The organism is Corallococcus sp. AS-1-6 (genome assembly GCF_020037015.1).
Lineage (GTDB): Bacteria > Myxococcota > Myxococcia > Myxococcales > Myxococcaceae > Corallococcus.
Genome location: NZ_JAIQDE010000047.1, coordinates 1 through 25,488, shown reverse-complemented (window position 1 = coordinate 25,488; position 25,488 = coordinate 1). Strand labels below are relative to the sequence as shown.

The window sequence follows — 25,488 nt, the reverse complement described above, 5'->3', positions numbered from 1 at the left end:
GCCTCCTACCGGCGCGCCTTGCGAGCCGGCTTGCCCCGAGTGGTCTTCTTCGCCGCGGCCTTCTTCGCGGCGGACTTCTTGCCCGCCGCCTTCTTCGCCGAAGCCTTCTTCGCAGGGGCCTTCTTCACCGCCGCCTTCTTCGCGGCCGTCTTCTTGCCCGCCGCCTTCTTCGCCGGAGCCTTCTTCGCCGGAGCCTTCTTCGCGGCGGACTTCTTCCCCGCCGCCTTCTTCGCGGAGGCCTTCTTCGCCGGAGCCTTCTTCGCGGCCGTCTTCCTGCCCGCCGCCTTCTTCGCGGAGGCCTTCTTCGCGGAGGCCTTCTTCGCCGGGGTCTTCTTCACCGCCCTGGCCGCACCCTCCGGCGCCTCGCGGGTGTCGCCGCCCTCCTTGGCCCGGTCGAACTCGCGCATCGCGTCGTCCACGAGGCCCATGCTCATGTACGCGACGCCGAGGTCGTGGTGGTCCGCCGCGGACAGGCCTTCCTTCGTGCCCTCGCGCAGCTTGTTGAGCGCCTCCTCCACCACCGGATCCGCGGCCTGGGGCTCCTGCGCGGCCTCCTCGGCTTCAATCTCGCCCTTCAGCTCCTGGCCCAGGTTCACCGCATCGTCCTTCGGTGCCTGCGGCTCGGCGGCCACCTTCACCTGGGCGGTCTCGGGCGCGACGGACTCGGACGCTTCAGGGGCTTCGGACTCGGTGCTGCCCGGTAACGGTGACGGCGTCTCGGACATGGGGGGCTCCGGGGCGATGCGCTGGAGGTGATCCTGCAGCTTGACCGTGCGCTCCTGGAGCTCCGCCACCCGGGCCTTGTCCTTCTCCACCACGTCCGGCGGAGCACGGGCCACGAAGTTCGGGTTGTCCAGCTTGCGCTGCAAACCGGCGAGTTCCTGCTCGGCGCGGGCGATCTCCTTCTTCAGGCGGTCGCGCTCCGCGTCCAGGTCCACCAGGCCCGCCAGGGGCACGTAGATCTCCAGGTTGCCGCTCACGAACGCCGCCGCCTGCGGAGGCTTGGCGCCCGGGGGGCCCACCACCACCTCGGACAGGCCCGCGAGCGGCAGCAGGTACGCGCGCCAACGCTCCAAGAGCTCGCGCGTCGTCGCGTCCGGGCTCTGCACCACCGCCTTCACCTTGGCGGACGGCGGCAGGTTGCTCTCGCCGCGCAGCGTGCGCACGCCCTCGATGGCCGCGATGACCGGCGCCATCTCGCCTTCCGCGGCCGCGTCCACCCGCGCCGCCTCCGGCTCCGGGTACGCCGCGATGCAGATGCTCTCCGTGGGCCGGGACATCGGCAGCTTCTGCCAGATCTCCTCGGTGATGAACGGCATGAACGGGTGCATCAGCCGCAGGATGCGGTCCAGGCACGTCACCAGCACCGCGCGCGTGGTGTCCTTGGCCTCCGCGTCGTCGCCGTACAGCGAGCCCTTCGCCAGCTCGATGTACCAGTCGCAGAACTCCGCCCACAGGAACTGGTACAGCGTGGACGCGGCCTCCGCGAAGCCGAACGCCTCCAGCGACGCGCGCGTCTCCTCCGTGGCCTTCTGCAGCCGGGAGAGGATCCACCGGTCCGCCAGCGTCAGCTTGCGGCCCTCCAGCGGCGTCTTATCCAGGTTGAAGTCGCCCATGTTCATCAGGGCGAAGCGGCTGGCGTTCCACAGCTTGTTGCAGAACGCCTTGTAGCCACCCAGGCGGTCCATCGACAGCTTGATGTCACGGCCCTGCTGCGTGAGCGACGCCAGCGTGAAGCGCAGCGCGTCCGCGCCGTGCGCGGGCATTCCCTGCGGGAAGCGGTTGCGCAGGGACGGCTGCAGCGACTCCGCCTTCGCGCCGAGGATGACGTCCAGGGGATCGATGACGTTCCCCTTCGTCTTGGACATCTTCTCGCCCTTCTCGTCGCGCACCATCGCGTGCAGGTACACGGTGCGGAAGGGCACGTCGTTCATGAAGTGCAGGCCCATCATCATCATCCGGGCGACCCAGAAGAAGATGATGTCGTGGCCCGTCTCCATCACGGACGTCGGGTAGAAGGTCTGGAGGTCCGCCGTCTGCTTCGGCCAGCCCAGCGTGGAGAACGGCCACAGCGCGGACGAGAACCAGGTGTCCAGCACGTCCGGGTCCTGCGTCAGCTCCTTGCCGCCGCACTTGGGGCAGGACTCCGGCGCCGTGCGCGACACGATGACGTCCGCCGTGTCCTTCGAGCGCTCCTCCGCCGGGGTGCACGCCGCGCAGTACCACGCGGGGATCTGGTGGCCCCACCACAACTGGCGGCTCACGCACCAGTCGTGGATGTTGTTCATCCAGTGGAAGTACGTGTTCGTCCAGGACTCGGGGACGAACTTCGTGCGGCCCTCCTCCACCGCCTGGATGGCCGGCTTGGCCAGCGGTTCGATCTTGATGAACCACTGCGGCGACAGGCGCGGCTCCACCACCGTGGCGCAGCGCTGGCAGGTGCCCACGCTCAGCTTGTGCGGCTCCTCCTTCTCCAGCAGGCCCTGCTCGGTCAGGTCCGCCAGCACCTGCTTGCGCGCCTCCGCGCGATCCAGGCCCGCGTACTTGCCGGTGTCCTTCGTCATCCGCGCCGCTTCGTCCAGGATGGACAGCATCGGCAGCTTGTGGCGCAGGCCCGTCTGGTAGTCGTTGAAGTCGTGCGCGGGCGTGACCTTCACCACGCCGGTGCCGAACTCCATGTTCACCAGCTCGGCGTCCGCGATGACCGGAATCTCGCGGTCGGTGAGCGGCAGCGCCACGCTCTTGCCGATGAGGTCCTGGTAGCGCGGATCCTCCGGGTGCACGGCGACGGCCGTGTCGCCCAGCAGCGTCTCCGGGCGCGTCGTGGCCACGGTGAGGAAGCGCTCCGTGCCCTTCACCGGGTAGCGGATGTGCCAGAGCGAGCCGTTCTTCTCCTCGTGCTCCACTTCCAGGTCGGAGAGGGCCGTGCGGCAGGACGGGCACCAGTTGATGAGCTTCTGGGCCCGGTACATCAGGCCCTCTTCGTACAGCCGGACGAACACCTCGCGCACCGCGGCCGAGGACTGCTCGTCCATGGTGAAGCGCTCGCGGCTCCAGTCCAGCGACGCGCCCAGGTAGCGGTGCTGCTCGCCGATGCGCGCGCCGAACTTGCCCTTCCACGTCCAGACGCGCTCGAGGAACGCCTCGCGGCCCAGGTCGTGGCGGCTCTTGCCCTCCGTCTTCTTGAGCTCCTTCTCCACCACCATCTGCGTGGCGATGCCCGCGTGGTCCGTGCCCGGCAGCCAGAGCGCGTTGAAGCCGCTCATCCGCTTCCAGCGCGTGAGGATGTCCTGGATGGTCGCGGTGAGCGCGTGGCCGATGTGCAGGCTGCCCGTCACGTTGGGCGGCGGCAGCACGATGCTGAACGGCGGCTTGGAGGAAGGGGCTTCGGCGCGGAAGTAGTCACGCTCCAGCCAGTGGTTGTACCACCGCGCCTCCACCTCGGAGGGCTCGTAGGCCTTGGACAGTTCAGTCGTGTCAGTCATTGCAAGCGGCCGGCCCCCGACGGGGCCGGCGGGGAATCAGGGGGGACTGCGAATCAATGCTGGGTCTCGCGGTCCTTGATGAGCCGCTCCAGCTCTTCCCGGATGATGGTCTCCGCCAGTTGCGGAACGACCTCCCAGGCGATCTTCTCGATGACCTCGCGGGACGCCTTCGACAGCGCCTCGCGCAGCAGCGCCTCGCCGCCGTCCGCGGCCGGACGGGCGCGCGCGGGCGGAGTCGCCGGCGAGGGACCGCCGATGTCCAGGGAGATCTCCTCCGCGCCGCTGGGCTCGGGCAGCGAGTCCTCGATGCGGATGCTCTCCGTGCGGGCCTGCGCGGCGGGCGCGGCCGGAGCGCCCAACCCGAACGGATCCCGCGCCCGGGCGGCCGGAGGCACCGCGGCGGGCGGAGGGGCGGACGGCAGCGGCGCGGCGCCCGGAGGACGCGGGAAGCCGCCCGGGATGTTCGGGGCGCCAGGGCCCGGAGGACGCGCGGCCATGCCCGGCGGCGGCGCACCCGGAGGACGCGCGCCCGGAGGCACGGCGCCCGGCGGAGGACGCGCGCCCGGAGGCATGGCGCCCGGCGGCGGCGCACCGGGAGGACGCGCGCCCGGAGGCACGGCGCCCGGCAGGGGACGCGCGGCGCCCGGAGGCGGCGGCACCCCAGCGCCCGGGGGACGCGCGCCCGGAGGCACGGCACCCGGCGGAGGACGCGCGCCCGGAGGCGGCGCACCCGCGGGACGCGCCCCAGGAGGCGCGGCGGCGGCGGGCGGCGGGGCGGCCGGGGCCACCGGAGCGGCGGTCTGGGGCAACACGCGCGTCGCGGCGGACGCGGGCATCGTGTTGGACTTCTGGCCCACCAGGGCCTTCACCTTGTCCAGGAGGATCTGGCTCTCGAAGGGCTTGGTGATGTGATCATCCGCCCGGGCGGCCTTCGCGCGGTTCTCGTCGAACGCCTCGAAGGTGCCGGCCAGCAGCAGCACCGGGATGCCCTGCGTGGCGGGGTCGCTCTTGAGGGCCTCGCAGACCTCGTAGCCGCTCTTGCCCGGCATCATCACGTCGGCGAGCACCACGTCCGGACGCAGCTCGCGCGTGCGGGAGATGGCGTCCAGCCCGTTGTCCACCGCGGTCACCTGGAAGTCTTCCGTCGCGAAGATCATCCCGATCACCTTGCGGATGGTGAGCGAGTCGTCGGCGATCAGTAGATTCTTGGGCATCGGCTCCGGCCTCGGGGGGCGCATACCCCCCTGAATTCGTTTGAGATTTCGGGCGAGCAAGCCTGCCTGCACGCCCTGTGTCAATCGGAGAAGCTTAGGATTCGCGCTTTGGGCCGATCAAGAAAACATGCGCTGCAGGTCCAGTAACATCACCGGATCCGGCAGCCCGGGCGCCCGGAACGTCCCGGGCAGCTCGGCCGGCTTGAACTTCTGCAGCACACCGAGCACCCGGGTGGCCGCCAGCCCCACGTTCCGCCCCGCCAGCTCCGTGAGGACGAACAGCTCCTCCACCCGGGCCGGCGCCCCCAGCAGCGCTGGAATCGAACAGATGGGCCACAGCGCCTGCGCGTGCGGATAGACGCCCGCCACCGGCCCGCTCTGTACCGGGAGCACGCTGAACGCCTCGCCCCGGGGCACCACCTGGGAGACGCACCCCAGCGGGACGCCGAACAGCACCCCCTGGGACTCCAGCACCAGCGCCCGCTCCGGGGGCTCGTCCGCCCAGTGCACGGGCCGGGGCTCCGGAGGGACCGCGCGGGGGCCCGCCCGGTGCGGCAGCGCCTCGACGATCAGCTCCAGGTACAGCCGGTCCTTGTGCAGCACCGCGCCCCGGCTCAACGGCGCCAGCGAGTCCGCCAGGCCCGGAGGCAAGAGGAAGAACGGATCCCTCGCGACATCCGCGACCTCCACCACGGCGCGCACCCGCACCGCGAGCGTGGGGCTGACGTCCAGGACCACGACCATGCCCGGCACGTCCTCCGGCAGGCCGCCGAGCAGCGTGGAGAGGTCCTTCACTTCCAGTACGCCGCGCAGGCTCGCACCGCGCGCGCCCGGCATCGCGACCTCGATGACGGACGTGGCCTCCACCGCGTAGCGCGTCTCACCGGCCTCCACCAGCAGGCAGAGCCGCCGTCCGCTTTCAAAGGGCACGGCCGGGGACCCTAGCAGCCTTCCAGCGTTGGGTGCTAAGCCCTGAACAGTCATGGCGCGACTGCTCCTCGTCGACGACGAAAAGATCGCCCGCAACCTCTACGGCGACTACCTCACGGCCGCGGGACACCTCGTCACGGCGGTCCCCACCGTGGCGGACGCCAAGGCCGCCCTCTCCGCGGAGCGGTTCGACGCGGTGGTGACCGACCTCATCCTCCCCGGCGGCGACGGCATGGAGATCCTCCGCCACGTGCGCGAGCGCTACCCCGGCGTGGAGGTGCTGGTCATCACCGGCCTGGACAAGGTGGCCCCCGCGGTGCGCGCCATCAAGAGCGGCGCGGCGGAGTACCTGGTCAAGCCCGTGGCGCCGGAGGCCCTGGAGCACGCGCTGCGCCGCGCGCTCACCACGCGCGACCTGATGCGCGAGAACGCGTCCCTGCGCCAGCACGTCGCGCTCCTGGAGGCGGGCCAGCGCATCGCCACCACGCTCGATCGCGAGCGGCTGTCCACGGCCGCCGCGGACGCGCTGGAGTCCATGGCCAACGCCTCCGCGGTGATGCTCCTGGAGCGCGACCCCAACGGCACGGGCTTCCGCTCGCACGGCATGCGCGGGCTGCCGGTGGACCTGCACGAGGCCCTGGTGCCGCAGCTCATCGAGCGGCTCTCCGGCACGCGCGCGCCCGTGGCGCTCGACGGACTCCAGGTCCCCTGGCCGCGCACCCTCTCCTTCCCCGCCGTGGACGGCGACCTGGTGCTGGGCCACGCGGTGCTCTTCCACGACAGCGCGCCCGCGGAGCACCACGCGGAGACGGTGGGCTTCCTCGTGCGCAACTGGGCGCTGGCCCTGCGCAACCTGGGCCGCTTCGCCGCCGTGGAGGACCTGGCCTACGTCGACGACCTCACGCGCCTGTTCAACACGCGCTACCTGCACCTGGTGCTGGACCGCGAGGTGAACGAGGCCCTCCAGACGGAGCGCCCCTTCTCCCTGCTGTTCCTGGACCTGGACCGCTTCAAGGCCATCAACGACACGCACGGGCACCTGGTGGGCTCGCGCGTGCTGGTGGAGGCCGCGCGCGTGCTCAAGGGCTGCGTGCGCGACCCGGACGTGGTGGCGCGCTTCGGCGGCGACGAATACGTGGTGCTCCTGCGCGGCACGGACTCCGGCGGGGCCCTGAAGGTCGCCGAGCGCATCCGCCGCACCATGGAGACCCACCAGTTCCTGGGCCGCGAGGGGCTGGCGCTCAAGCTCACCACCTGCATCGGCGTGGCCAGCTTCCCGGAGCACGCCCAGGACAAGGACCACCTGCTGGACCTGTCCGACCGGGCCATGTACCGGGGCAAGCGGGGCACCCGGAACGTCGTCTACATGGCGGCGCAGGACCTGGAAGCCACCCCGGCCGAGCGCCGTCAGAATCCCCCGCCCCCGCAGGGCCAGGGCTGAGGAGCGGGCCGCGCGCTACTTGCGCAGGCTGCCCACGGTGAGGCGCTTGGGCAGCTCCACCTCCGCGGGCGCGCTGCCACCGCCCTCACCCACCGCCTCCACCTCCTCGTGGGACGCGCCGGTGGTGATGAGGCGGTACTTCTGGGACGCCTCGCGGTCGTGCTGGGCCTGCTCCGGATCCAACCGCGCGATGAGCTGCCAGAAGAGGGCCGCGTGCTCGCGCTCCTCGTCCATGACGTGCCGCAGGATGGCCTTCGCCTCCTCGTTGTCCGTCGCGTCCAGGTGCGCGGCGTAGAGGTTGATGGCGTCCAGCTCCGCCTCGATGTTGAGCCGGATGGAGCGGGCCAGTTCGGAGTCCGTCAGCTTCCGGGGCACCAGCGAGTGGAACGGGTTCGTCTGCGGCATGAGGACCTCGGCGACCAGGGCCGGGCTGGAGGGCGTGCGTGAGCATCCGTTCGGCCGCGAGCGCGGTCAACCGAATCCCGCGGGGGGTGCGTTGCGCGTGAACACCCGCCTCCGTCATGCTCCCGCGCATGGAGACCCCCTCGCCGCTCGCGCAACTGCTCCAGGCCCTGGACGCGGGGGACCTGGAGAAGGCACGGCTCGCGGCCGTGGCGCTGCAACGCGCCAACGCCCACACCCACCAGGTCGCCGCGGAGGTCCTCCACGAGCTGCGCCAGCCCCTCCTGGGCGCGAAGGCCTACGCCCAGTTGCTGGCCGAGGAGGGAGGCTCCAGCGGCCCGCTGAAGCTGCTGCTCGCGCAGGTGGAGCGGATGGAGCAGATCGTCTCCGACTTCATCCGCCTGGCCAGCGAGCGGCCGGCCCCGCAGCAGCGGCTGTCCCTGGCCGCGCCCATCTGGGCGGCGGCGAAGGTGTTCAGCGTCAACCCGGACTCGGCGCGCATCTCCCTGGAGGTGGAGGCCCCCGAGGACCTCACCATCCAGGGCAACGCGCGGCTGATTGAGCAGCTCACGCTCAACCTGCTCAACAACGCCCGCGACGCCATGTCCGGCCGGGGCCGCGTGAAGGTGACGCTCGCGCGCGAGGGCGACTCCGCGGCCCTCTACGTGGCCGACTGGGGACCGGGCATCCCGGACGAGCTCAAGACGCGCATCTTCGAGCCCTACGTCTCCGCCAGCAAGCGCGGCACGGGCCTGGGGCTCGCCGTCTGCCGGCGCATCGCGCAGGAGCACCAGGCGCAGATTGCGCTGGTGCCGCCCACGACGCTGCGCGAGGTGCCGCCCCCGGCCACGGTGTTCCGCGTGCTCTTCCCGCCCACGGACGCGCCGCGCCCGCCGCGCAAGCGCCTGCTGGTGGTGGACGACGAGGGCATCATCCGGATGGTCTTCAAGGACCTGATGGTGAAGGAGTGCGAGGTCATCGAAGCGGCCACGGGCGAGGCCGCGCTCGAAATCCTCCGCGCGTCGCGCGTGGACCTCATCGTCACGGACAAGAACCTGCCCGGCATCTCCGGCCTGGAGCTGGCCCAGCACGCGCGCAAGCTGGACCCCGCGTCGCGCGTCATCCTGATGACGGGCTACCCCTCGCTGGTGACGACGCAGCAGGCGCTCCAGTTGGGCGTGGTGGACTACCTGCTCAAGCCCTTCGACGACATCCGCCAGGTGCGCGCGCTGCTGCGGCAGGCGCTGTACACACCGTCCGCGCCGCCTGTCCCCGCCCCCAGCGCTGGCGTGCGCCGGGTGGACGTGCTGGAGGACAACCCGGCCACCGCGCGGCTGATTTCAGAGGCGCTGTCGCTGCTGGGGCTGGAGGCGCGCATCATCGCGGGCGCGGAGGTGGCCACCCTGGAGCCGCCCGTGGGTGTGGTGGTGTCGTGGGACTTCGCGCCGGCCTACGGCAAGAAGGCGCTGGAGCTGGCCCGGGGCCTGAGCCAGGGCGCGCCCTTCGTCGTCCTGGCGGAGCACCTCACCATGGAGACGGCGCTGGCGTCGCTGCGCGCCGGGGCCGCCGCGTGCCTGCCCAAGCTGCTCTCCGACACCCCGGCGCTCAGCCGCGAGCTGGCCCTGGCCTTCAAGAAGACCGCCTCCTGAAAAGACTCCGGCCCCGGGCGCCCCGCTCTCGCGAGGCCCACCGGGGCCGGAAAAACCCTACGGCACTACGGAGCCTGGATGCCGGCTCAGTAGTCCATGTCGTCGCCGCCGTACTCCGGCATGGCGCCGCCGCCCGCGCCGCCCTTGGCCTTCTTCTTGGGGCGCTCGGCGATCATCGCCTCGGTGGTGAGCAGCAGGGACGCCACGGAGGCGGCGTTCTGCAGCGCGGTGCGCTCGACCTTCGTCGGGTCGATGACGCCGGCCTTCTCCAGGTCCTCGTAGACCTCCGTGCGCGCGTTGAAGCCGAACGCGCCCGTGCCTTCCTTCACCTTGTTGATGACGACGGCGCCCTCGATGCCGGCGTTGCTGGAGATCTTGCGCAGCGGCTCCTGCAGCGCCTTGCGGATGATCTCCACGCCGAAGTCCTGCTCGCCGCCCAGCTTCAGGCCGTCCAGCGCCTTGAGGCTGCGGATGTAGGCCACGCCGCCGCCAGGGACGATGCCCTCTTCGACGGCCGCGCGGGTCGCGTGCAGCGCGTCCTCCACGCGGGCCTTCTTCTCCTTCATCTCCACTTCGGTCGCCGCGCCGACGTTGATGACCGCCACGCCGCCCACGAGCTTCGCCATGCGCTCCTGGAGCTTCTCGCGGTCGTAGTCGCTGGTGACCGTCTCAATCTGGGTGCGGATGAGCTTGATGCGGCCCTCGATGTCCGCCTTCTGGCCGGCGCCGTCCACGATGGTGGTGTTGTCCTTGTCCACCGTGATGCGCTTGGCGCGGCCCAGGTCCGTGAGGGTCAGGTTCTCGTACTTGTGACCCAGCTCCTCGCTCACCACCATGCCGCCCGTCAGCGTGGCGATGTCCTTGAGCATCTCCTTGCGGCGGTCGCCGAAGCCCGGCGCCTTCACCGCGGCCACGTTCAGCACGCCGCGGATCTTGTTCACCACCAGGGTGGCCAGGGCCTCGCCCTCGATGTCGTCCGCGATGATGAGCAGCGGCTTGCCCGAGCGCGCCACCTGCTCCAGCACGGGGATCATGTCCTGCATCGACGAGACCTTCTTCTCGCTGATGAGGATGTAGGGGTCGTCCATGACGACCTCCATGCGGTCGCGGTTCGTGACGAAGTACGGCGACACGTAGCCACGATCGAACTGCATGCCCTCCACCACGTCGAGCGTCGTCTCCAGGCCCTTGGCCTCCTCGACGGTGATGACGCCCTCCTTGCCGACCTTCTCCATCGCGTCCGCGATGGTCTGGCCGATGGTCTCGTCTCCGTTGGCGGAGATGGTGCCCACCTGCGCGATGGCCTGCTTGTCCGTGGTCGTCTTGGACATCTTCTTCAGCTCGGCGACCACCACCTCCACGGCCTTGTCGATGCCGCGCTTGAGGTCCATCGGGCTGTGGCCCGCGGCCACCAGCTTCAGGCCCTCCTCATAGATGGCGCGCGCGAGCACGGTCGCCGTCGTGGTGCCGTCGCCGGCCTTGTCGGAGGTCTTGGACGCGACCTCCTTCACCATCTGCGCGCCCATGTTCTCGAAGCGGTTCTCGAGATCGATCTCCTTGGCGACGGTGACGCCGTCCTTGGTGATGGTGGGCGAGCCGAAGCTCTTCTCGATGACGACGTTGCGGCCCTTGGGACCGAGCGTCACCGCGACCGCATCCGCGAGGACCCGGACGCCGCGCAGGATGGAATCGCGCGCCGACTGATGGAAGAAGATTTCCTTCGCTGCCATCGTAACCTCCGATAATACTTGGGGAATTTCTACAAATGGGGATGGCCGTTAGCACTCGGCCATGTCGAGCGCCAACATAAGGGTCGCATCGACGATGTCAACGGAAAGGGGCAGGCGTGTGGGCCTGAGGACGCCTTCCGGCCCGCCCGGGTGGGGGGCCCGGGACGCCCGGGAAGGACCTACTCCGCGAAGCGCACGAGGTTGAGCAGTTGCCCCATGTCCAGGGGCTTCTGCAGGGTGATGGCGACGCCCTTGCGCAGGCCCCGGTCGGAGATGTTGGCGTCCGTGCTGGCGGTCATCATCAGGACGGAGATGTTCTGGAAGCGGGGGTCCGCCTTCAGCATCTCCGTGAAGTGGATGCCGTCCAGGTGGGGCATCAGGTAGTCGGTGATGACCAGCCCCACGGGGTGGCGCTCCATGATGTCCAGGGCCTGGAGCGCGTCCGACGCCGAGAACACGGTGTAGCCATGCATCTCCAGGTAGCGAGAGAGCATGGTGCACAGCTCGTAATCGTCGTCGACGACCAGGATGTTCACGGGGTTTGGGCCGAAACGGGGCGCTGGAAGGTAACAGCGACGCCGGTCGTTGACAACGCGAAGGGCGGCTTCTTAGCTGCCTGCCCGAATGGCGAAGCGCACGGCGAAGCAAGGGGAGGCGCGGGACGTGGACGCGCGGCTGGAGGGGGTGGCGGACGCCTTCGAGGCGAGGGACTTCGAGGCCGCGCTCGCCAGCGCTGACGCCCTGCTCCGGGACGTTCCGGATTCACCAGAAGCCCTGCACTACCGGGCCGCCGCGCTGGTGGAGGTGGGCCGCCTGGAGGACGCCGGCAAGGCCTACGGCGCGGCCCTCAAGGTGGCCCCGGAAGACCTGGAGATCCTCTTTGGCGCGGCGGAGTTCCTCGTGTGCCGCACCGGCGAGGACCGCGAGGCGGTGGAGGAGGGGCTGGAGTGGTGCGGCCGGGGGCGGAAGCTGGCGCAGCGCGCCGACGACGTGGAGCTCGTCTACGAGTTCCTCCTCCTGGAGGGCATGGGCCTCAACCAGTTGGGGGAATGCGAGTCCGCGCTGAAGATATTGGACCAGGCGCTGACGCACATGCCGCGCTCTCCGGACGCGCAGTTGGAGCGGGGCATCGCGCTGTTCGAGTTGTGCCGCTTCCCGCCCGCGCAGGAGGCCTTCGAGCGGGTGCTGAAGGACGCGCCGGACGAGGCCTGGGCGCACCACTACCTGGGGCTCATCGCGGAGCGGCGCGGGGACGCGAAGGAGGCGAAGCGGCGCTTCCTGCGGGCGCAGGCGCTGGCGCCGGAGGAGCTGCCGCCGCCGGTGGCCCTGGAGGAGGCGGCGTTCGACCGCGCGGTGGAGGACGCGATGCGCGCCCTGCCCTCGCAGGTGAAGCAGTACATGGACAATGTGACGCTGGCGGTGGAGGACCTGCCGTCGGATGAGGACCTGCTGGGTCAGCAGCCGCCGCTGTCGCCGTGCATCCTGGGGGTGTTCCGGGGCACGCCGGTGGGCGAGCGCAGCGTGATGGACGCGGCGGATCACTTCCCGCCCTCCATCGTGCTGTACCAGCGGAACCTGGAGCGTTTCGCGCGCACCCGCGAGGAGCTGATCGAACAGATTGGCATCACGGTGATGCACGAGGTCGGGCACCTGATGGGTCTGGATGAAGACGACCTGTGGGAGCGGGGGCTGGACTAGCGCCGTTCTCCCCTGCCCTGATGCGCGCCATGCATGCATGGACGAAGCTGGGGCTGATGGCGGTGCTGGGCCTGACGGGCTGCCTGGGCGGCGGCGACGACGAAGGGCCGCGCACATGTCCGCAGGTGGTGGTGTTCGCGCGCTCGGACACCGAGACGTGCAAGTCCTTCCCCACGCCGTGTGACGTGCCGGAGGGGTACGTGGAGTGCTGCGGCGGGCTCTTCGGGGGCTGCGCGGGGAACGTGTCCGGGAACACCTGCGTGGATGATCCGACCGACACGTGCCAGCCCGGGGGCAGCGCGGACTGCCCGGGCATCTGCCAGTAGGCGTCAGGCGGCGCGCGAGCCCTTGTCCTCGAAGTAGGCGCGGCGCGCTCGGGCGCAGGCGGGGCACTGCCACTGAACCAGGGTGAGGTGGCGGTCGCCCAGGATGATGGCCTCGTGGCGGAGCGAGTCCCGTGGGGCCTCGCGGGTGGCGCCACAGGGGCAGCGCAGCCGGCCCAGCGTGGACAGCAGCTCCTGCGGGCTGGTGATGGGGATGGCGGACCCTGCGCTGTCGCCCCGGTGGTCGGCGTCGAACTTGCGCGCGAAGGCGCGGCGCCGGCCCCAGGCGCGGCCCTTGCGCCAGAGCTCCAGCGGACTGCCCTTCACGACGGCGAACATGAGCAGGACGCAGGTGGCGATGACGCCCAGGAGGATGGCGCCGGAGGCACCGGCCGGATCATGCCGGGCCCGGCGGACGGGACGGCTCCCGAGTTGGACGTAATAGCCGCGATGCTCCTCGGTGGAGCGCACGGCCTTCACGTACTCCGCGATGCGCTCTGGCGGGACGGAGTCCGCGAGGCTGCGGTAGCGGTAGTCGAGCACCACCGTCTTGCCGTTGGCGCCCGTGTCGGACTCGAAGTGGAAGGCCGGATCGTCCACGGTGCTGTGCTCCTTGCCACCGGGAAGGGACCCATCGGCCTTCAGCGTGATGCGGTGACGGGCGAAGACGGGGTGCTGCACCTCCAGCGGAAAGGCGCGGCGGGAGTAGCTCGGCTCCTTGAGGTACTCGCGCAAGCCGTGCGCGGCGAAGTCCCGTTGGCCGTCGGCGGACCAGAAGTCCTCGATGCGGTAGTGCTCGCGCACGACGAGCACGTTCTTCGCGGGGTCGTCATCCACCGTCATGGGCTTCTCGACGGCGATCTTCGCGTCCGTCTTCGCGTAGTAGTTGACGTAGTAGCGGGACAGCTCGGACAGGGACGTGCTCGCGAGCATGCGGCGCATGGCGTTGGCGGACTCGCCCGTGCGGGTGGTGACCACCTCGAGCGTCGCCGGCCTGTCGCGGTTCGTCGCGACGTATGTCTCGTCCACGAAGACGGAGGGCTCCGTCAGCGTGGGCGCGGGGATGACGGAGAGCTCCGTGGTGCCAGGGGCGACGATGAGGGCCCGGCCGTAGGCAGGCGGCTCGTAGCGGTCCAGTCCGCCGCGCGCCAGCGTCGCCGTGGGGTCCACCCACAGCTCACGGCCATCCACGGTGGCGCGGACGATGGCGTGGTCGAACGCGGTGGAGGTGGGACGCAAGCCGTCCAGCAGCCGCGTGAGGTTCGTGTTCACGAGCGCCGGCTGCGCGTCGATGCCCAGCCCCTTGAGCAGCGCCACCAGCAGCAGGGACTTGTCCTTGCAGTCGCCGAAGCGGCGCTGGAGCACCTCGTCGGGCGGATGGGGCTGGTGGGAGTTGGGGCCCATCTCGATGCCCAGGTAGCGGACCTCGTCCTGGACGAAGCGCAGCGCGGCGAGGAAGCGCGCCTCGGGCGTGGGCTCCTTCGCGAGCCGGCGGACCTCCTCCTCCAGCGCCTTCGAGCGCGCGGGCACCTGGAAGAGCGAGGAGGCCCAGCGCGCCACGTCGTTCCAGTCCTTGTATTCGCTCAACTGGACCCACGGGTAGACGGGCTGCCATCCGGGGACCTGGTCCTCGGAGCGGACGGCGGGCACGTCGCGGCGCTCCAGGAGGATCTCCCGTTCGCCGTCCAGCATCGACTCCGAGCGCGTCAACCCCGGCGCGGCGAAGTCCCGGACGAAGAGCGTGCGCCCCCTCCCCTCCGGCCACAGCAGGCGGTAGGAGAAGTGGACCACGGGGAAGGGCTGGCCCGCGACGACCGTGTCGGAGAAGCGGCCCCCGAAGACGGGGTTGGCCCCGTTGATGGAGTACGCCATCTCCACCGTGTCGCCGACGCGCACGTCGCGAAGGAAGGGCACCACGGAGAGGGTGCCGTTGTAGAGCCGGTTCTGGAGCTCGGCCTCCTGCTGGATGACGCGGGCTTCGGAGGCCTGGAAGACGTCCTCGCGGTGGCCCTCGCGGATGCGCCAGATGCCGTGGACGGTGAGCTTCTGGTAGGTCGGATCGAAGCGGAGCTGGATGTCCGTGACGCGGTCGATGCCTCGCGGCGCGAGGACCTTCAAGGCCGCGTGCACGTACTGCTCGCGCGAATGGCCAGACACGCGCACCTGTTTATCTATCAGCAGCGAGGCGACGCTCGTCTCGTCGTCACCCGCGATCTTCGAGCCGGACTCCGGGGGAATGGGAAGCGGCTTCACCCATCTGGCGGGAGGGCCCACCCGGAAGGGCAACGCCGCCGTCGCCGCATGCGCGCTCAAGGACAGACACAACAGCAGGACGGACACGGGGAGAAAGCCCGGTGTCGGGAGGACGGAGCGGAAGATTCGGCGCATGGCGGAAGGGCGCTCATCATGGAGCCCGGGTGACGCGCCGGGCAAGACGCCCCCTGGGCCGCCGGGCGAGCGGCCCTGTTCCTTTCACCAGTGAAAACCGCCATGCACGCCAGGTCTGGAATTGCCGTGACACGGGTTAGGGTCCCGGCCACTGGATGGACGGCCAAGGAGGCTTGGGATGGTCAACGTGAGGCAGGTCGCGACGCGGCTGAAGAGTGCGTTCCTGGCGGACCCGGAGCGCTTCTACACGAACGAGACGGGGGCCTGGGTGGCGGGGCTGCCGGCGCCGCGGGACATCCGGGTGACGACGGGCCGGGAGCCCTTCTGGATCAACCTGGGCTACTGGAAGCACGTGGAGAAGGTGGACGACACCAACGTGGAGCGCGTGGGGGAGCTGTTCCGGTCCGCCCAGGCGGAGATGGCGCGCCTGTTGGCGAGGACGGCGAAGCTGGGGCCCGGGGATGCCGTCTTGGACTGCGGCTTCGGGTACGCGGACCAGGACCTGCTGTGGGCGGAGGAGTTCAAGCCCGCGAGCATCCTCGGGGTGAACATCACGCCGAACCAGGTGAAGGTGGGCCGGGAGCGCGTGAAGCTGACGGGGCTGGAGGGCGTGGTCCGTCTGGAGGTGGGGTCCGCCACGGCGTTGCCGGGGCCCGCGGGCGCGTTCGACGTGGTGTTCGCGCTGGAGTCCGCGATGCACTTCCGGACGCGGCAGGACTTCCTGCGCGAGGCCTTCCGGGTGTTGAAGCCGGGAGGCAGGCTGGTGATGGCGGACATGGCGCAGAAGACGGACCGTGAAGCTGGAGCAGGACTCCGCGCGCGGCTGCGCTACCGCTACTGGCGGGGGCGGATTGCCTTCCCGGAGGAGAACGTCTGGTCGACGGAGCGCTACCTGTCGGAGCTGCGGCGGGTGGGGTTCCAGGACGCGAAGGTGGAGTCCATCGCGGACGACGTGTACCCGGCGGTGAACACGGCGCTGGTGGCGCTGCGGGGCATGACGCAGTTGGAGCAGAAGCCGGGGAGCACCTCCCTGCACCAGGTGCGAGCGGATGTGCACAAGGCGATGCGCATGACGACGGAGCAGCTCCAGTGGCCCGCGCTGTTCAACTGCGATGAATACGCCGTGGTGTTCGCGCGCAAGCCGTGACGGTGGTTGACGGACTGGCACGGAGCGGCGGTAATCGGAAGCGGTAGGGCCTCCGGACCTGGTGGCCGGCCCGGTCTTCAAAACCGGTGAGGGGCTGCGAGAGCAGTCCCTGGCGAGTTCGATTCCCGTGCCCTACCGCCACCGCGCCTCGCGCGTCACGCCACCTTGCTGCGGGGCAGGACGTGGAGCAGCGCTTCGTGCGCGCCGTACAGCATCTTCTCGGTGGTCTTCCAGTCCACGCAGGCATCCGTGACCGAGCAGCCGTAGCGCAACTGCATCAGGTCCGCGGGGATGGGCTGGTTGCCGGCCTGGAGGAAGCTCTCCACCATCAGCCCCACCACCGAACGGTTGCCCTCGCGAATCTGTTGCAGCACGTCCCGCATCACCAGCGGCTGGAGCTCCGGATTCTTCCAGGAGTTCGCGTGGGAGCAGTCCACCACCACGTTGAGCGGCAGCTTCGCCTTGGCGAGCGTCTTCTCCGCGAGCGCCACCGACGCCGCGTCGTAGTTGGGCCGCCCTCCCCCGCCTCGCAGCACCAGGTGGCCGTAGGTGTTGCCCCGCGTGCGGATGATGGCGCACGCACCATTGTCGCTCAGCCCCAGGAAGCTGTGCGGGTGCGATGCGGAGACGATGCCGTTGACCGCTGCGTCCAGGGAGCCATCCGTGCCGTTCTTGAACCCGACGGGCGTGGAGAGGCCGGACGCCATCTCGCGGTGCGTCTGCGATTCGGCGGTGCGCGCGCCAATCGCCGTCCAGGAGATGAGGTCGCCGTAGTACTGCGGCGCGATGGGGTCCAGCGCCTCGGTGGCGGTGGGCAGGCCCAGTTCCGCCACGTCTCGCAGGAAGTGGCGGCCCCGCTCCATGCCCTCCTCGATGTGGAAGGAGTCGTCCAGGCGCGGGTCGTTGATGAAGCCCTTCCAGCCCGTGGTGGTGCGCGGCTTCTCGAAATACACGCGCATCACCACGAACAGGGTCTCCTGAACGTCATCCGCGAGCTTCCGCAGCCGCCTCGCGTAGTCCAGCCCCGCCACCGGGTCGTGCATGGAGCAGGGCCCCACGATGACGAAGAGGCGCGGGTCCTTGCGGTCCAGGATGTCCATCAAGCCTTTGCGTCCGGCGAAGACGACCGCCGCGGCACGCTCCGTCTGCGGAACGCGCCGCTTGATCTCCTCCGGGGAAGGCATCCAGTCGAATCCCAGCACGTTGAGGTTCTCGGTGCGAGTGGACATGGCAGTGGGCTCTACAGGCGTCTTGCCTGACGGGGCTCCGTCAAAGGCTCGCTTGGGAAGTTCTTGCGGAGCGCGGCTCCGGGACGCGTCGCGACGTCACTCACGGCCGGGGCTCCTGGGGGGCGGGCGCCGGAATGAACGCCGCCCCCGGTCCCGCGATCTTCAAGGCCAGCGCGGAGGCGGCCACCACCAGGAACGCGCCGACGAAGAAGAGCGAGGTGTGATTGAACGACCGCCTGAAGGCGTCCTGCACGTGGCTGCCCAGAGACTCCCTCGGCCCGACCTGCGAGAAGAAGATCGCTGACACCAGGGCCACTCCCAGCGCGCCGCCAACCTGCTGGATGACCTGCACCGCGCCGGAGCCGGAGCCGGCGTCCTTCAGCGGCACGGTCCGCATGACCGTCTGGAACAAGGACGCAATGCACATCCCCGCGCCCAGCCCTCCGAGGAACAAGGGCACCGCGAAGCCCTGTGAGCCGACGTGGCCGCCCCCGTTCTCCACGATGAGGGGGAGCGCCCCGAACGCCCCCACCAGCAACAGCGCTCCACCCAGGATCTTCGCCTTGAGGCTCGCGATCCGCCCGGAGACGATCGTCGCGGCGAGCACTCCCACCGGGAACGGCGCCGTCGCCAGGCCCGCCTGCAGCGGCGTGAACTGGAGCCCCACCTGCAAGAAGATGGCGAAGATCACGAAGAAGCCCTGCAGCGCGGCGCAGTAGACCAGGATGGCTCCAGCGCCAATCAGGTAGTCCCGGTTGGACATCAGGTAGACGGGCAACAGCGCCGAGCCGCCGCGCCTCGCCAGGAAGCGCTGCCACGCCACGAAGGCCACCAGCAGCGGAGCGAAGGCCGCCATCGCCAGGAAGCACCAGAGCGGCCACCCGTGGGTCCTGCCTTCCACCAGCGGGAAGATGAGACACAGGATCGCGGCCGCCGCGAGGCCAATCCCCAACCAGTCGTTGCGAAGCCCCTCGTGCTGCGGCGACCGGGGCACGAGCACCAGGGCCGCCGCGATGGTCAGCAGCCCGATGGGCAGGTTCACCAGGAAGATGAGCCGCCAGCCGAGGTCGAAGAAGTTCGCGTGAAGCAGGAGACCGCTCGCGAGCGGCCCGGAGATCGCCGCCAGCCCCGCCGTCAATCCGAACAGGGGGAACGCTCGCGCCCGGTCCTTGGGAGGGAACATCGTCTGCGCGATGGCCATCACCTGCGGCGACATCATGGCCGCCCCCAGCCCTTGCAGGCCGCGCGCGGCGATGAGTGCGTCGGCGCTCGGGGCGGCTCCACAGAGGACCGACGCGGCGGTGAAGACCCCGACGCCCGTGGCGAACATCCCCTTGCGGCCCACGATGTCTCCCAGCCGGCCAAAGGGGAGCAGGCACAGGGCATAGGTCAGGATGTAGATCTCCAGCACCCACTGGATGGCGCTGTCGCTGGCCTGTAGCCCCGCCTGGAGGCTGGGGAGCGCGACGTTCATGATGCTCACGTCCAGCAGGTTCATGAACCACGCCGCCAGGAGCACGAACAGGGCGGGCCAGCGTTTCGCGTAGGGGACCTGGGTGCTGCCCGGGCCCGCTCCGGCTGTTGCGTTGATGGGATTCATAGAGTCTTCCGGGCCCTCAGGTGTTCAGCTTCGCGAGCTCGGACCGCATCAGCTTCCCGCTGGAGGTCCGGGGAAGCGTCTGGAGGGTCGCGAACAGGTGCGGGTAGTGGTCCTTGCCGAGCTTCTCCTTCGACAGGGCGCGCAGCTCGCTCCACAAGCGCTCGAGCTCCGTCCTGGAGAGCTCCTGCTCACCGGTGACGATGAAGGCCTTGGGCCTTGGCAGTCCGAAGTCGTCGCGGACGACGCAGACGGCGCACTCCTTCACCCGGGGATGGGTCTGAAGGACAGACTCCATCATCTCCGGTGAGAACCAGCAGGAGTTGATCTTGATGACCGAACCGGCCCTGCCCACGTTGTAGAGCCGGTACTCGGCGTCCATGAAGAACATGTCCTGGGTGTTGAACCAGCCGTCCACGAACTGGGCCCCGGTCAGGGCGGGGGCGTTCACATAGCCCCGGGTCAGGGCTCCGCCTCGCACCCAGAGGACGCCGACCTCACCCACCCGACAGGGCTCGCCGCGCGGGTTCACCAGCTTGACCTCGAACCCCGGGACCACCACGCCCGTGCACCCGGGCGCGACCTCGCTCTCCCGGTTCGAGATGAACGTCGAGACGGCTTCGGTGCACCCGATCCCGTCCAGCACGTTCACGCCGAAGAAGCTCCGCGCCTCCTGGTACAGCTTCCAGGGCAGCTTCTCTCCAGCGGAGATGCACACCCTCAGCTTCGGAAACCGCGCGCTCCCGTCGCGCTTGGAGAGGAGCAGCTTGTAGATGGCGGGGACCGCGAAGAGCACGGTCACTTCGTGCCGCGCGAGCACCTCCGCGACGCCCACCCCACTGTCACGAGGCGCCGCGATGACATGCGTGGCCCCTGCGTTGAGCGACAACAGCAGGTTGTTCAAGCCATAGGCGAAGAAGGTGGGGGACGGCGTGTAGACGCGGTCGTCCGGCCCGAGATCGACGACGTAGGGCGCGTAGTTACGACTGCAGGTGATGAAGTCGGCGTGGGAGTGCAGCACCGCCTTCGGCACTCCCGTGGACCCCGAGGTGAACAGCATGACGGCGGGGGCCTCCGGCGACACGGGCACCGGCGAGACCGCTCCTTCCCCATCGTCCAGCGCGTCTGGCGGCAGGAAGGACGCGAGATCCTCGCACCGCAGCGTGTGCAAGGTCGGCAGGTGTCGCTCGACGGTCGACGCGACATGGAGCACCAACCGGGGGCTGGCCGCGCTCAACATCGCCTCGAAGTTCGCGGCCGAAGCGGTGTGGTTGAGCGGCGCGAAGATCCACCCTCCCAGGAAGCACCCCAGCATCACCGCGACGGTCGGAATCCCGTCCGGCGCCGCGAGCGCCACGACCTCTCCCTGCCGGAGCCCCAAGGCCTTGAACCGTCGCGCATAGGCCGCCGCCAGTCGCCGCAACCCGGCGTAGGTCACCGACCGACCGCTCCGCGGCTCGATGAGCTGCGAACCGGAGCGAAGGTGTGCGTCCCGGAAGATGAACTCGCAGAGGTTCGTTGCCCTGGCCTCCACGTCGGCGAGCGCCGGGTTGGCGGCGGTCACCTGGTCCGAAGGCTGGAACCGCGCCAGCTCGCCCCGGCGGCGCGCGTGGAAGGCGTCCCACTCCGCACGGCGGAGCTCGCCCCAGAATCCGCGCACCCCCTCGATCTCGATGCGCGGCTCGTGGACGCCCCCCTCTTCCGCTTCGAGTTCACGGAGGAGCGCTTCGAGGAGCGCCGGCTCCATCCGCCCTGGCGCGAAGGAAGGGGTCGAGACGACGGCCGCGCCCCCGAGGCGGACCGAGGCCCCTCGCACGTAGACGATGTTCTTCGCGAGGACCTCGGGGCGCGGTCTCAGGTTCCAGGTGCCAAAGAGATCGATGACGACGCTGTCCGGCCGAAGCTCGAGCGCGCTTGCACGTGCCTGTGGAAACAGGATGACGACGTGGACGGGCGATGCGGCGGGGCCTTCCCCCTGCCACGAAGCCCGGGCCCGGAACGCGGCCTCGGTTCGTGGGTCGGCGCCAACCAGTTCGAGCGTAAGGCGCTGGTCCTTCAGCCCCCCGCTCTCGATGAGCGCGTCCAGCACCCGTTGCACCAGCAGGCTCACCGTCGACGTGCCATCGCAGAGCGGGCCGCTTGAGAGCGATGGCGTGTTCCCCTTCCCCAGGCGGCGGGCGGTGTGCTGGCACAACGCAATGACGTGCCGGCCGGGCTTCTTCGCCAGGTGGACGGCGGCCGCCTCCATGGCGTTGCTGTCGGAGACCCACAAGCCGGGCACGCAGAGGTGGTCGATCCTCACCGCGGTTCGCCCCACGGTCATCCCCGCGGACTCGAGGAGGAACGGCTGGAGGAGCGTCCCCAAGACGTGGCCTACCGCTTCGGCGTCGGCGTCGTCATATGCGAGGAGGCTCGCGTCCAGCCTCGCCAGGCTCGGGAGGTCGGCCGGTTGGAACAGGACGGAGATCACGGTATCGGCCTCGACCTGCGGGGCCTCGCGCTCCTCGCAGTCCTCCACGAAGGGGATCTCGTCAGGCGGCGGCCGGCCCGTGAGGTGCCGCAAGAGGAGGTCGCTGCGCCCGTGGGCCAGGATCTCCAGGACGGCGTCCAGGCCGTTCAGGAACCGGTCGAGCCCGGAGGGTGTTGTCGCGGCAGAGACCACGACCTCCAGCGCCTCCGCGCAGGGCTCTTGAACACTGACTCGAACGTGATGCACGGCCGACAGGTACGAGGCGACCAGGGTGTGGAGCTTTCCCTGGCGGTCCAGCTCCCCGAGCCAGAGGCCGAAGCGCGCCGACCGGGCACCGCGCGGGCACGTCAGCGGGATGGCGAACCGCGAGCCCGTCTGGCGGATCATCCTCACGACATCCGGGTGCTTCTCCGCAGCGAGCCGCAGCCGCCGCGCCAGCGCTTCGACGCTCGGGCTGGGAGGCGCTTCCGGCGCGCCGACGCGGAGGTCGACGTCCGCGTCCGCCGCGTCATCGTGGGTGCCGGAGGATTGCCTGGCGAGCGCGTTCATTGTTCCCCCAGCGTCGCGCACATGAACTCGATGACCTTCTGGTGCCGCTGCATCAGGCGCCGGACGGTCACCTCGGAGAAGAGCTGCGCGGGGAACTCGACGACGGCGTGCAGGTAGGTGTCGTCACCGAAGAACTGGAGGTCCAGCTCATTGGGCGTCGTGCGTTCGTCGCGCTCGATGACCTCCATGTCCACCCCCTCGGCCCACTTGCCTGTCATCGCCGTCGGGAAGTTCTGGTGGCGCAACATGACGGGGACCAGCGGGATGTGGCTGCTGTCGCGCTTCTTGTTGAGGGCGCTGAGCAGGAGTTCGAAGGGCAGTGCCTGGTGCTCGAAGGCGCCCAGGACGCTCTGCTTTGCTCGCAGCATCAGCTCGCCAATGTCTGGGTCACCCGCCAGGTTGATGCGCAAAGGCAGGATGTTGATGAAGAAGCCGACGAGGTTCTCCAGCTCCAGGTGGGTGCGCCCCGCCGTGGTCGTTCCGATGCAGATGTCGTTCCTGCCGGTGTACTGCCGGAGCACGATGGCGAAGCTGGTCATCAACCCCATGAACAGCGTCGACTGATGCGCCTGATTGAACCGGGCGAACGCGCGCGCCAGGGCATCCGGATACCGGAAGGTGAACCGGGTCGCGTGCCACGTCCGGTCAGGCGGCCGCGGATAGTCGTACGGCAGCTCGAGGTCATCCTTGTAGTCATCCAGCGTGGACTTCCAGTAGGCCAGGTGGCGACTGAAGTCCTGCTGCCGCTGCCACACCGCGAAGTCGGCGTACTGGATGGGCAGCGGGGGCAGCCGTGCCTCGGTTCCCGTCACGTGCGCCGCGTAGAGCAGGTTGATGTCGCGGCTCATCACATTGAACTGCGACCAGGCGTCGTAGACGATGTGATGCATGCCCATCAGGAGGACGTGGGAGTCCTCGGCCAGCCGCAGCATGCGGACCTTGAACAGCGGACCGTTCTCCAGGTCGTAGATATGCCCCGCCAGCTCATCCATGCCGGGGATGATGTCGGCCGTGGTCGCGTCACGGACCGGGATGTCCAGCGCCACCGAATCCAGGATCACCTGCACCGGCGTGGTGTGGCCCCTGGGAACCCGGAAGACGGTGCGCAGGCTTTCGTGACGGGCGACCAGATCACGGAAGGCGGCCCTGAGCGCGGGGATTGACAGCGGCCCTTGGAGCCGGAGGCCGATCGTCCCGTTGTAGCTGGTTCGCTGCTCCTTCATGTGCTCGTGCACGAACCACAGCCGCTCCTGCAGGAAGGAGAGCGGAATCGCCTGCGTCCGCTCGACCGGCACGACGTTGGAGAGCTGGACCCGGGATGTGTCCTTGAGCTTCTCCTCGATGTGGCGGGCGAGCGGCTCCACCATGGGAGACTCGAAGACGGCGGCCATCGCTACTTCCACGCGGAATGCCGCCCGGATGCGCGAGATCAGTTGCGACGCCAGCAGGGAGTGCCCGCCGAGGTTGAAGAAGTTGTCGTGGATGCCGACGTGCTCGAGGCCGAGGACATCGCTGAAGAGTGCCGCCAGCTTCTGCTCGAGCGCGCTGCGTGGCGCGACGTGCTCCTCGCGGCTGCTCGTCAGGTCCGGTGCGGGCAGGGACAGCCGGTCCAGCTTCCCGTTGGGCAGCCGTGGCAGCGCCTCCAGCACCGTGTACAGCGTCGGCACCATGTACGTTGGCAGCAGCTCCGTCAGGTACTCGCGCACCTGCTTCGGCTCCACCGCCATGCCCGGCCGCGCCACCAGGTAGGCCGTCAGTTGCGCGTTGCTCGCGCCCAACGGCCACCCCGCCACCACCACCTGCCGAATCGCCGGGTGCGCGCTGGCCGCCTTCTCCACCTGGCGCACGTCCACCCGGTGCCCTCGCACCTTCAACTCGTAGTCGCGCCGCCCCAGGTACTCCAGTGAGCCGTCCGCCAGCACCCGCACCATGTCTCCCGTGCGGTAGAGGCGGCTGCCGGGCTCTCCGAACGCGTTCGGGATGAAGCGCTCCGCCGTCAGCGCTGGCTGGCCCCAGTACCCTCGGGCCAGTCCCACGCTGTCCACGTGCAGCTCGCCCATCACTCCTACGGGGACTTGCCGCAACTGCTCGTCCAGCACGTACACCCGCGTGTTCGCGATGGGACGGCCGATGGGCACGAAGACGCTGTCTCCACCCTCCTGGCTCGCTGGGTGGTACGTCACGTCGTTCAGCTCCGTGCACCCGTAGTTGTTCCAGAGCTGGGCGCCCGGCAGCCTCCGCTTCGCCTCTTCCCGCACGCCTTGAGGCAGGGCCTCGCCCGCGGTGATGACGTGCTTCAGTGTCGTCAGTGCGTTTTCGCCTGCGGCCTCCATCAGCGCGCTCAGGTGTGACGGCACCAGGTGGATTCGCGTCACCCGCCAGCGCTCAATCAGCCCCGCCAGCGCCGCGCTGTCCTTCACCAGCGCCTCGGGCACCATCACCTGCGCCACTCCGGCCAGCAGCCCGCCCAGCAACTCCTTCACCGACACCGCGAACGCGATGGCCGTCTTCTGCAGCACCACTTCGCCCGGCTCGTAGGCGGAGCGCCGCTGGCCCGCCTCCAGCCAGTTGTGCAACTGACTGAACGGCACCATCACTCCCTTCGGCTTGCCCGTGGAGCCCGACGTGTACATCAGGCACGCCAACTGACGGCTCGCGGGCCGCGCGGCCTCCTCCCCGTCGGCCTCCTCCAACGGCTCGTCCAGCCACACGTCCACGCGGGTGCCTTCCGCGTGGCCCCTGCGGCCCAGCACCACCTGCGGCGTCGCATCCGTCAGGATCTGCTCGATGTAGTTGCGGGGGTACGCGGGGTCCACCGGCACGTAGCAGCCGCCTGCCTTGAAGATGGCCAGCATCGCTACCAACAACTCCGGCGAGCGCTCACTCAGGACCGCAACGCGCGTCTCCGCGCCCACTCCCAGCGCTCGCAGCCGCCGGGCCACCTGGTTCGCTCGCGCATTCAGTTGCCGGTACGTCAGTTGCCGGTGCCCGCCACCCGCGTCCACGCCGATGCATGCCACCGCGTCCGGTGTCGCTCGCACCTGGTGCTCGAACGTCTCCACCAAGCTCCACGTCTCCTCCAGCGGCAACGACGTGTCATTGAGCTTCTCGTAGAGCCCCTCCTCCTCCTCCGTCAGCAGCCTCACTTCGGGCTGCCCTTCCACCAGCGCCTCCAGCACCCGCTGGTGGTGCTCCACCATCCTCCGCACTGTCTTCTCGCTGAAGAGGTCCGCCGC

At 69.7% G+C, this 25,488-nt stretch carries 16 protein-coding genes and 1 tRNA gene; 6 read left to right on the top strand and 11 right to left on the bottom strand.

What is annotated here, in order from left to right:
- Window positions 1-5: 5 nt before the first annotated feature.
- From K8612_RS37385 to K8612_RS37375, 3 genes are all read right to left on the bottom strand, one after another.
- The gene (locus tag K8612_RS37385; RefSeq protein WP_223765734.1) at window positions 6-3,485 is read right to left on the bottom strand and encodes a valine--tRNA ligase; all 3,480 of its coding nucleotides are present in this window, start codon (window positions 3,483-3,485) and stop codon (window positions 6-8) included.
- 53 nt (window positions 3,486-3,538) lie between these two features.
- Window positions 3,539-4,699, bottom strand: coding sequence for a PleD family two-component system response regulator (locus K8612_RS37380; RefSeq protein WP_223765733.1), 1,161 nt, complete (start codon window positions 4,697-4,699; stop codon window positions 3,539-3,541).
- A gap of 117 nt (window positions 4,700-4,816) precedes the next feature.
- Window positions 4,817-5,683: a chemotaxis protein CheW gene (locus tag K8612_RS37375; protein WP_255672763.1), complete on the bottom strand. Its 867-nt coding sequence runs from the start codon at window positions 5,681-5,683 to the stop codon at window positions 4,817-4,819.
- On the opposite strand from K8612_RS37375, the gene K8612_RS37370 reads away from it, so the two are divergent.
- Window positions 5,682-7,070, top strand: a complete 1,389-nt coding sequence (locus tag K8612_RS37370) for a diguanylate cyclase (protein WP_223741900.1) — start codon at window positions 5,682-5,684, stop codon at window positions 7,068-7,070. The two genes, K8612_RS37375 and K8612_RS37370, sit on opposite strands and share 2 nt — an antisense overlap.
- A 15-nt stretch (window positions 7,071-7,085) precedes the next feature.
- Here K8612_RS37370 and K8612_RS37365 read toward each other — a convergent pair whose 3' ends face one another.
- Window positions 7,086-7,475: a demethoxyubiquinone hydroxylase family protein gene (locus tag K8612_RS37365; RefSeq protein WP_223741899.1), complete on the bottom strand. Its 390-nt coding sequence runs from the start codon at window positions 7,473-7,475 to the stop codon at window positions 7,086-7,088.
- Window positions 7,476-7,603: 128 nt separating this feature from the next.
- Here K8612_RS37365 and sinK point away from each other — a divergent pair, with 128 nt between their 5' ends.
- Complete coding sequence (gene sinK, locus K8612_RS37360; protein WP_223765731.1) at window positions 7,604-9,121, top strand: hybrid histidine protein kinase/response regulator SinK; 1,518 nt, start codon at window positions 7,604-7,606, stop codon at window positions 9,119-9,121.
- Between the two features lie 86 nt (window positions 9,122-9,207).
- Here sinK and groL read toward each other — a convergent pair whose 3' ends face one another.
- Together groL and K8612_RS37350 are read right to left on the bottom strand one after the other, a co-directional pair.
- Complete coding sequence (gene groL / locus K8612_RS37355) at window positions 9,208-10,851, bottom strand: chaperonin GroEL (protein ID WP_223741897.1); 1,644 nt, start codon at window positions 10,849-10,851, stop codon at window positions 9,208-9,210.
- Between the two features lie 179 nt (window positions 10,852-11,030).
- Window positions 11,031-11,387, bottom strand: coding sequence for a response regulator (locus tag K8612_RS37350; RefSeq protein WP_120546639.1), 357 nt, complete (start codon window positions 11,385-11,387; stop codon window positions 11,031-11,033).
- A gap of 88 nt (window positions 11,388-11,475) precedes the next feature.
- Between K8612_RS37350 and K8612_RS37345 the strand changes: the two genes are divergently transcribed.
- Window positions 11,476-12,549: a metallopeptidase family protein gene (locus K8612_RS37345; protein WP_223765730.1), complete on the top strand. Its 1,074-nt coding sequence runs from the start codon at window positions 11,476-11,478 to the stop codon at window positions 12,547-12,549.
- Between the two features lie 29 nt (window positions 12,550-12,578).
- Complete coding sequence (locus K8612_RS37340; RefSeq protein ID WP_223765729.1) at window positions 12,579-12,875, top strand: hypothetical protein; 297 nt, start codon at window positions 12,579-12,581, stop codon at window positions 12,873-12,875.
- A 3-nt stretch (window positions 12,876-12,878) separates the two neighbouring features.
- Here K8612_RS37340 and K8612_RS37335 read toward each other — a convergent pair whose 3' ends face one another.
- Complete coding sequence (locus K8612_RS37335; protein ID WP_223765728.1) at window positions 12,879-15,260, bottom strand: DUF3857 domain-containing protein; 2,382 nt, start codon at window positions 15,258-15,260, stop codon at window positions 12,879-12,881.
- Window positions 15,261-15,438: 178 nt separating this feature from the next.
- Between K8612_RS37335 and K8612_RS37330 the strand changes: the two genes are divergently transcribed.
- Together K8612_RS37330 and K8612_RS37325 are read left to right on the top strand one after the other, a co-directional pair.
- Window positions 15,439-16,407 carry a cyclopropane-fatty-acyl-phospholipid synthase family protein gene (locus K8612_RS37330; RefSeq protein ID WP_223765727.1) on the top strand — a complete coding sequence of 323 codons (969 nt, stop codon included), beginning with the start codon at window positions 15,439-15,441 and terminating at the stop codon, window positions 16,405-16,407.
- 42 nt (window positions 16,408-16,449) lie between these two features.
- Window positions 16,450-16,548: transfer RNA gene (locus K8612_RS37325), tRNA-Sec, on the top strand.
- A gap of 14 nt (window positions 16,549-16,562) precedes the next feature.
- Here the strand turns inward: K8612_RS37325 and K8612_RS37320 are convergent.
- From K8612_RS37320 to K8612_RS39440, 4 genes are all read right to left on the bottom strand, one after another.
- Complete coding sequence (locus K8612_RS37320; RefSeq protein ID WP_223765726.1) at window positions 16,563-17,636, bottom strand: 3-deoxy-7-phosphoheptulonate synthase; 1,074 nt, start codon at window positions 17,634-17,636, stop codon at window positions 16,563-16,565.
- A 100-nt stretch (window positions 17,637-17,736) separates the two neighbouring features.
- Window positions 17,737-19,236: an MFS transporter gene (locus K8612_RS37315; RefSeq protein WP_223765725.1), complete on the bottom strand. Its 1,500-nt coding sequence runs from the start codon at window positions 19,234-19,236 to the stop codon at window positions 17,737-17,739.
- Between the two features lie 16 nt (window positions 19,237-19,252).
- Window positions 19,253-22,252, bottom strand: a complete 3,000-nt coding sequence (locus K8612_RS37310) for an AMP-binding protein (RefSeq protein WP_223765724.1) — start codon at window positions 22,250-22,252, stop codon at window positions 19,253-19,255.
- Window positions 22,249-25,488, bottom strand: a 3,240-nt coding sequence (locus K8612_RS39440) for a non-ribosomal peptide synthetase (RefSeq protein WP_223765723.1), incomplete at its 5' end; no start/stop codon positions are given. The genes K8612_RS37310 and K8612_RS39440, both read right to left, overlap by 4 nt.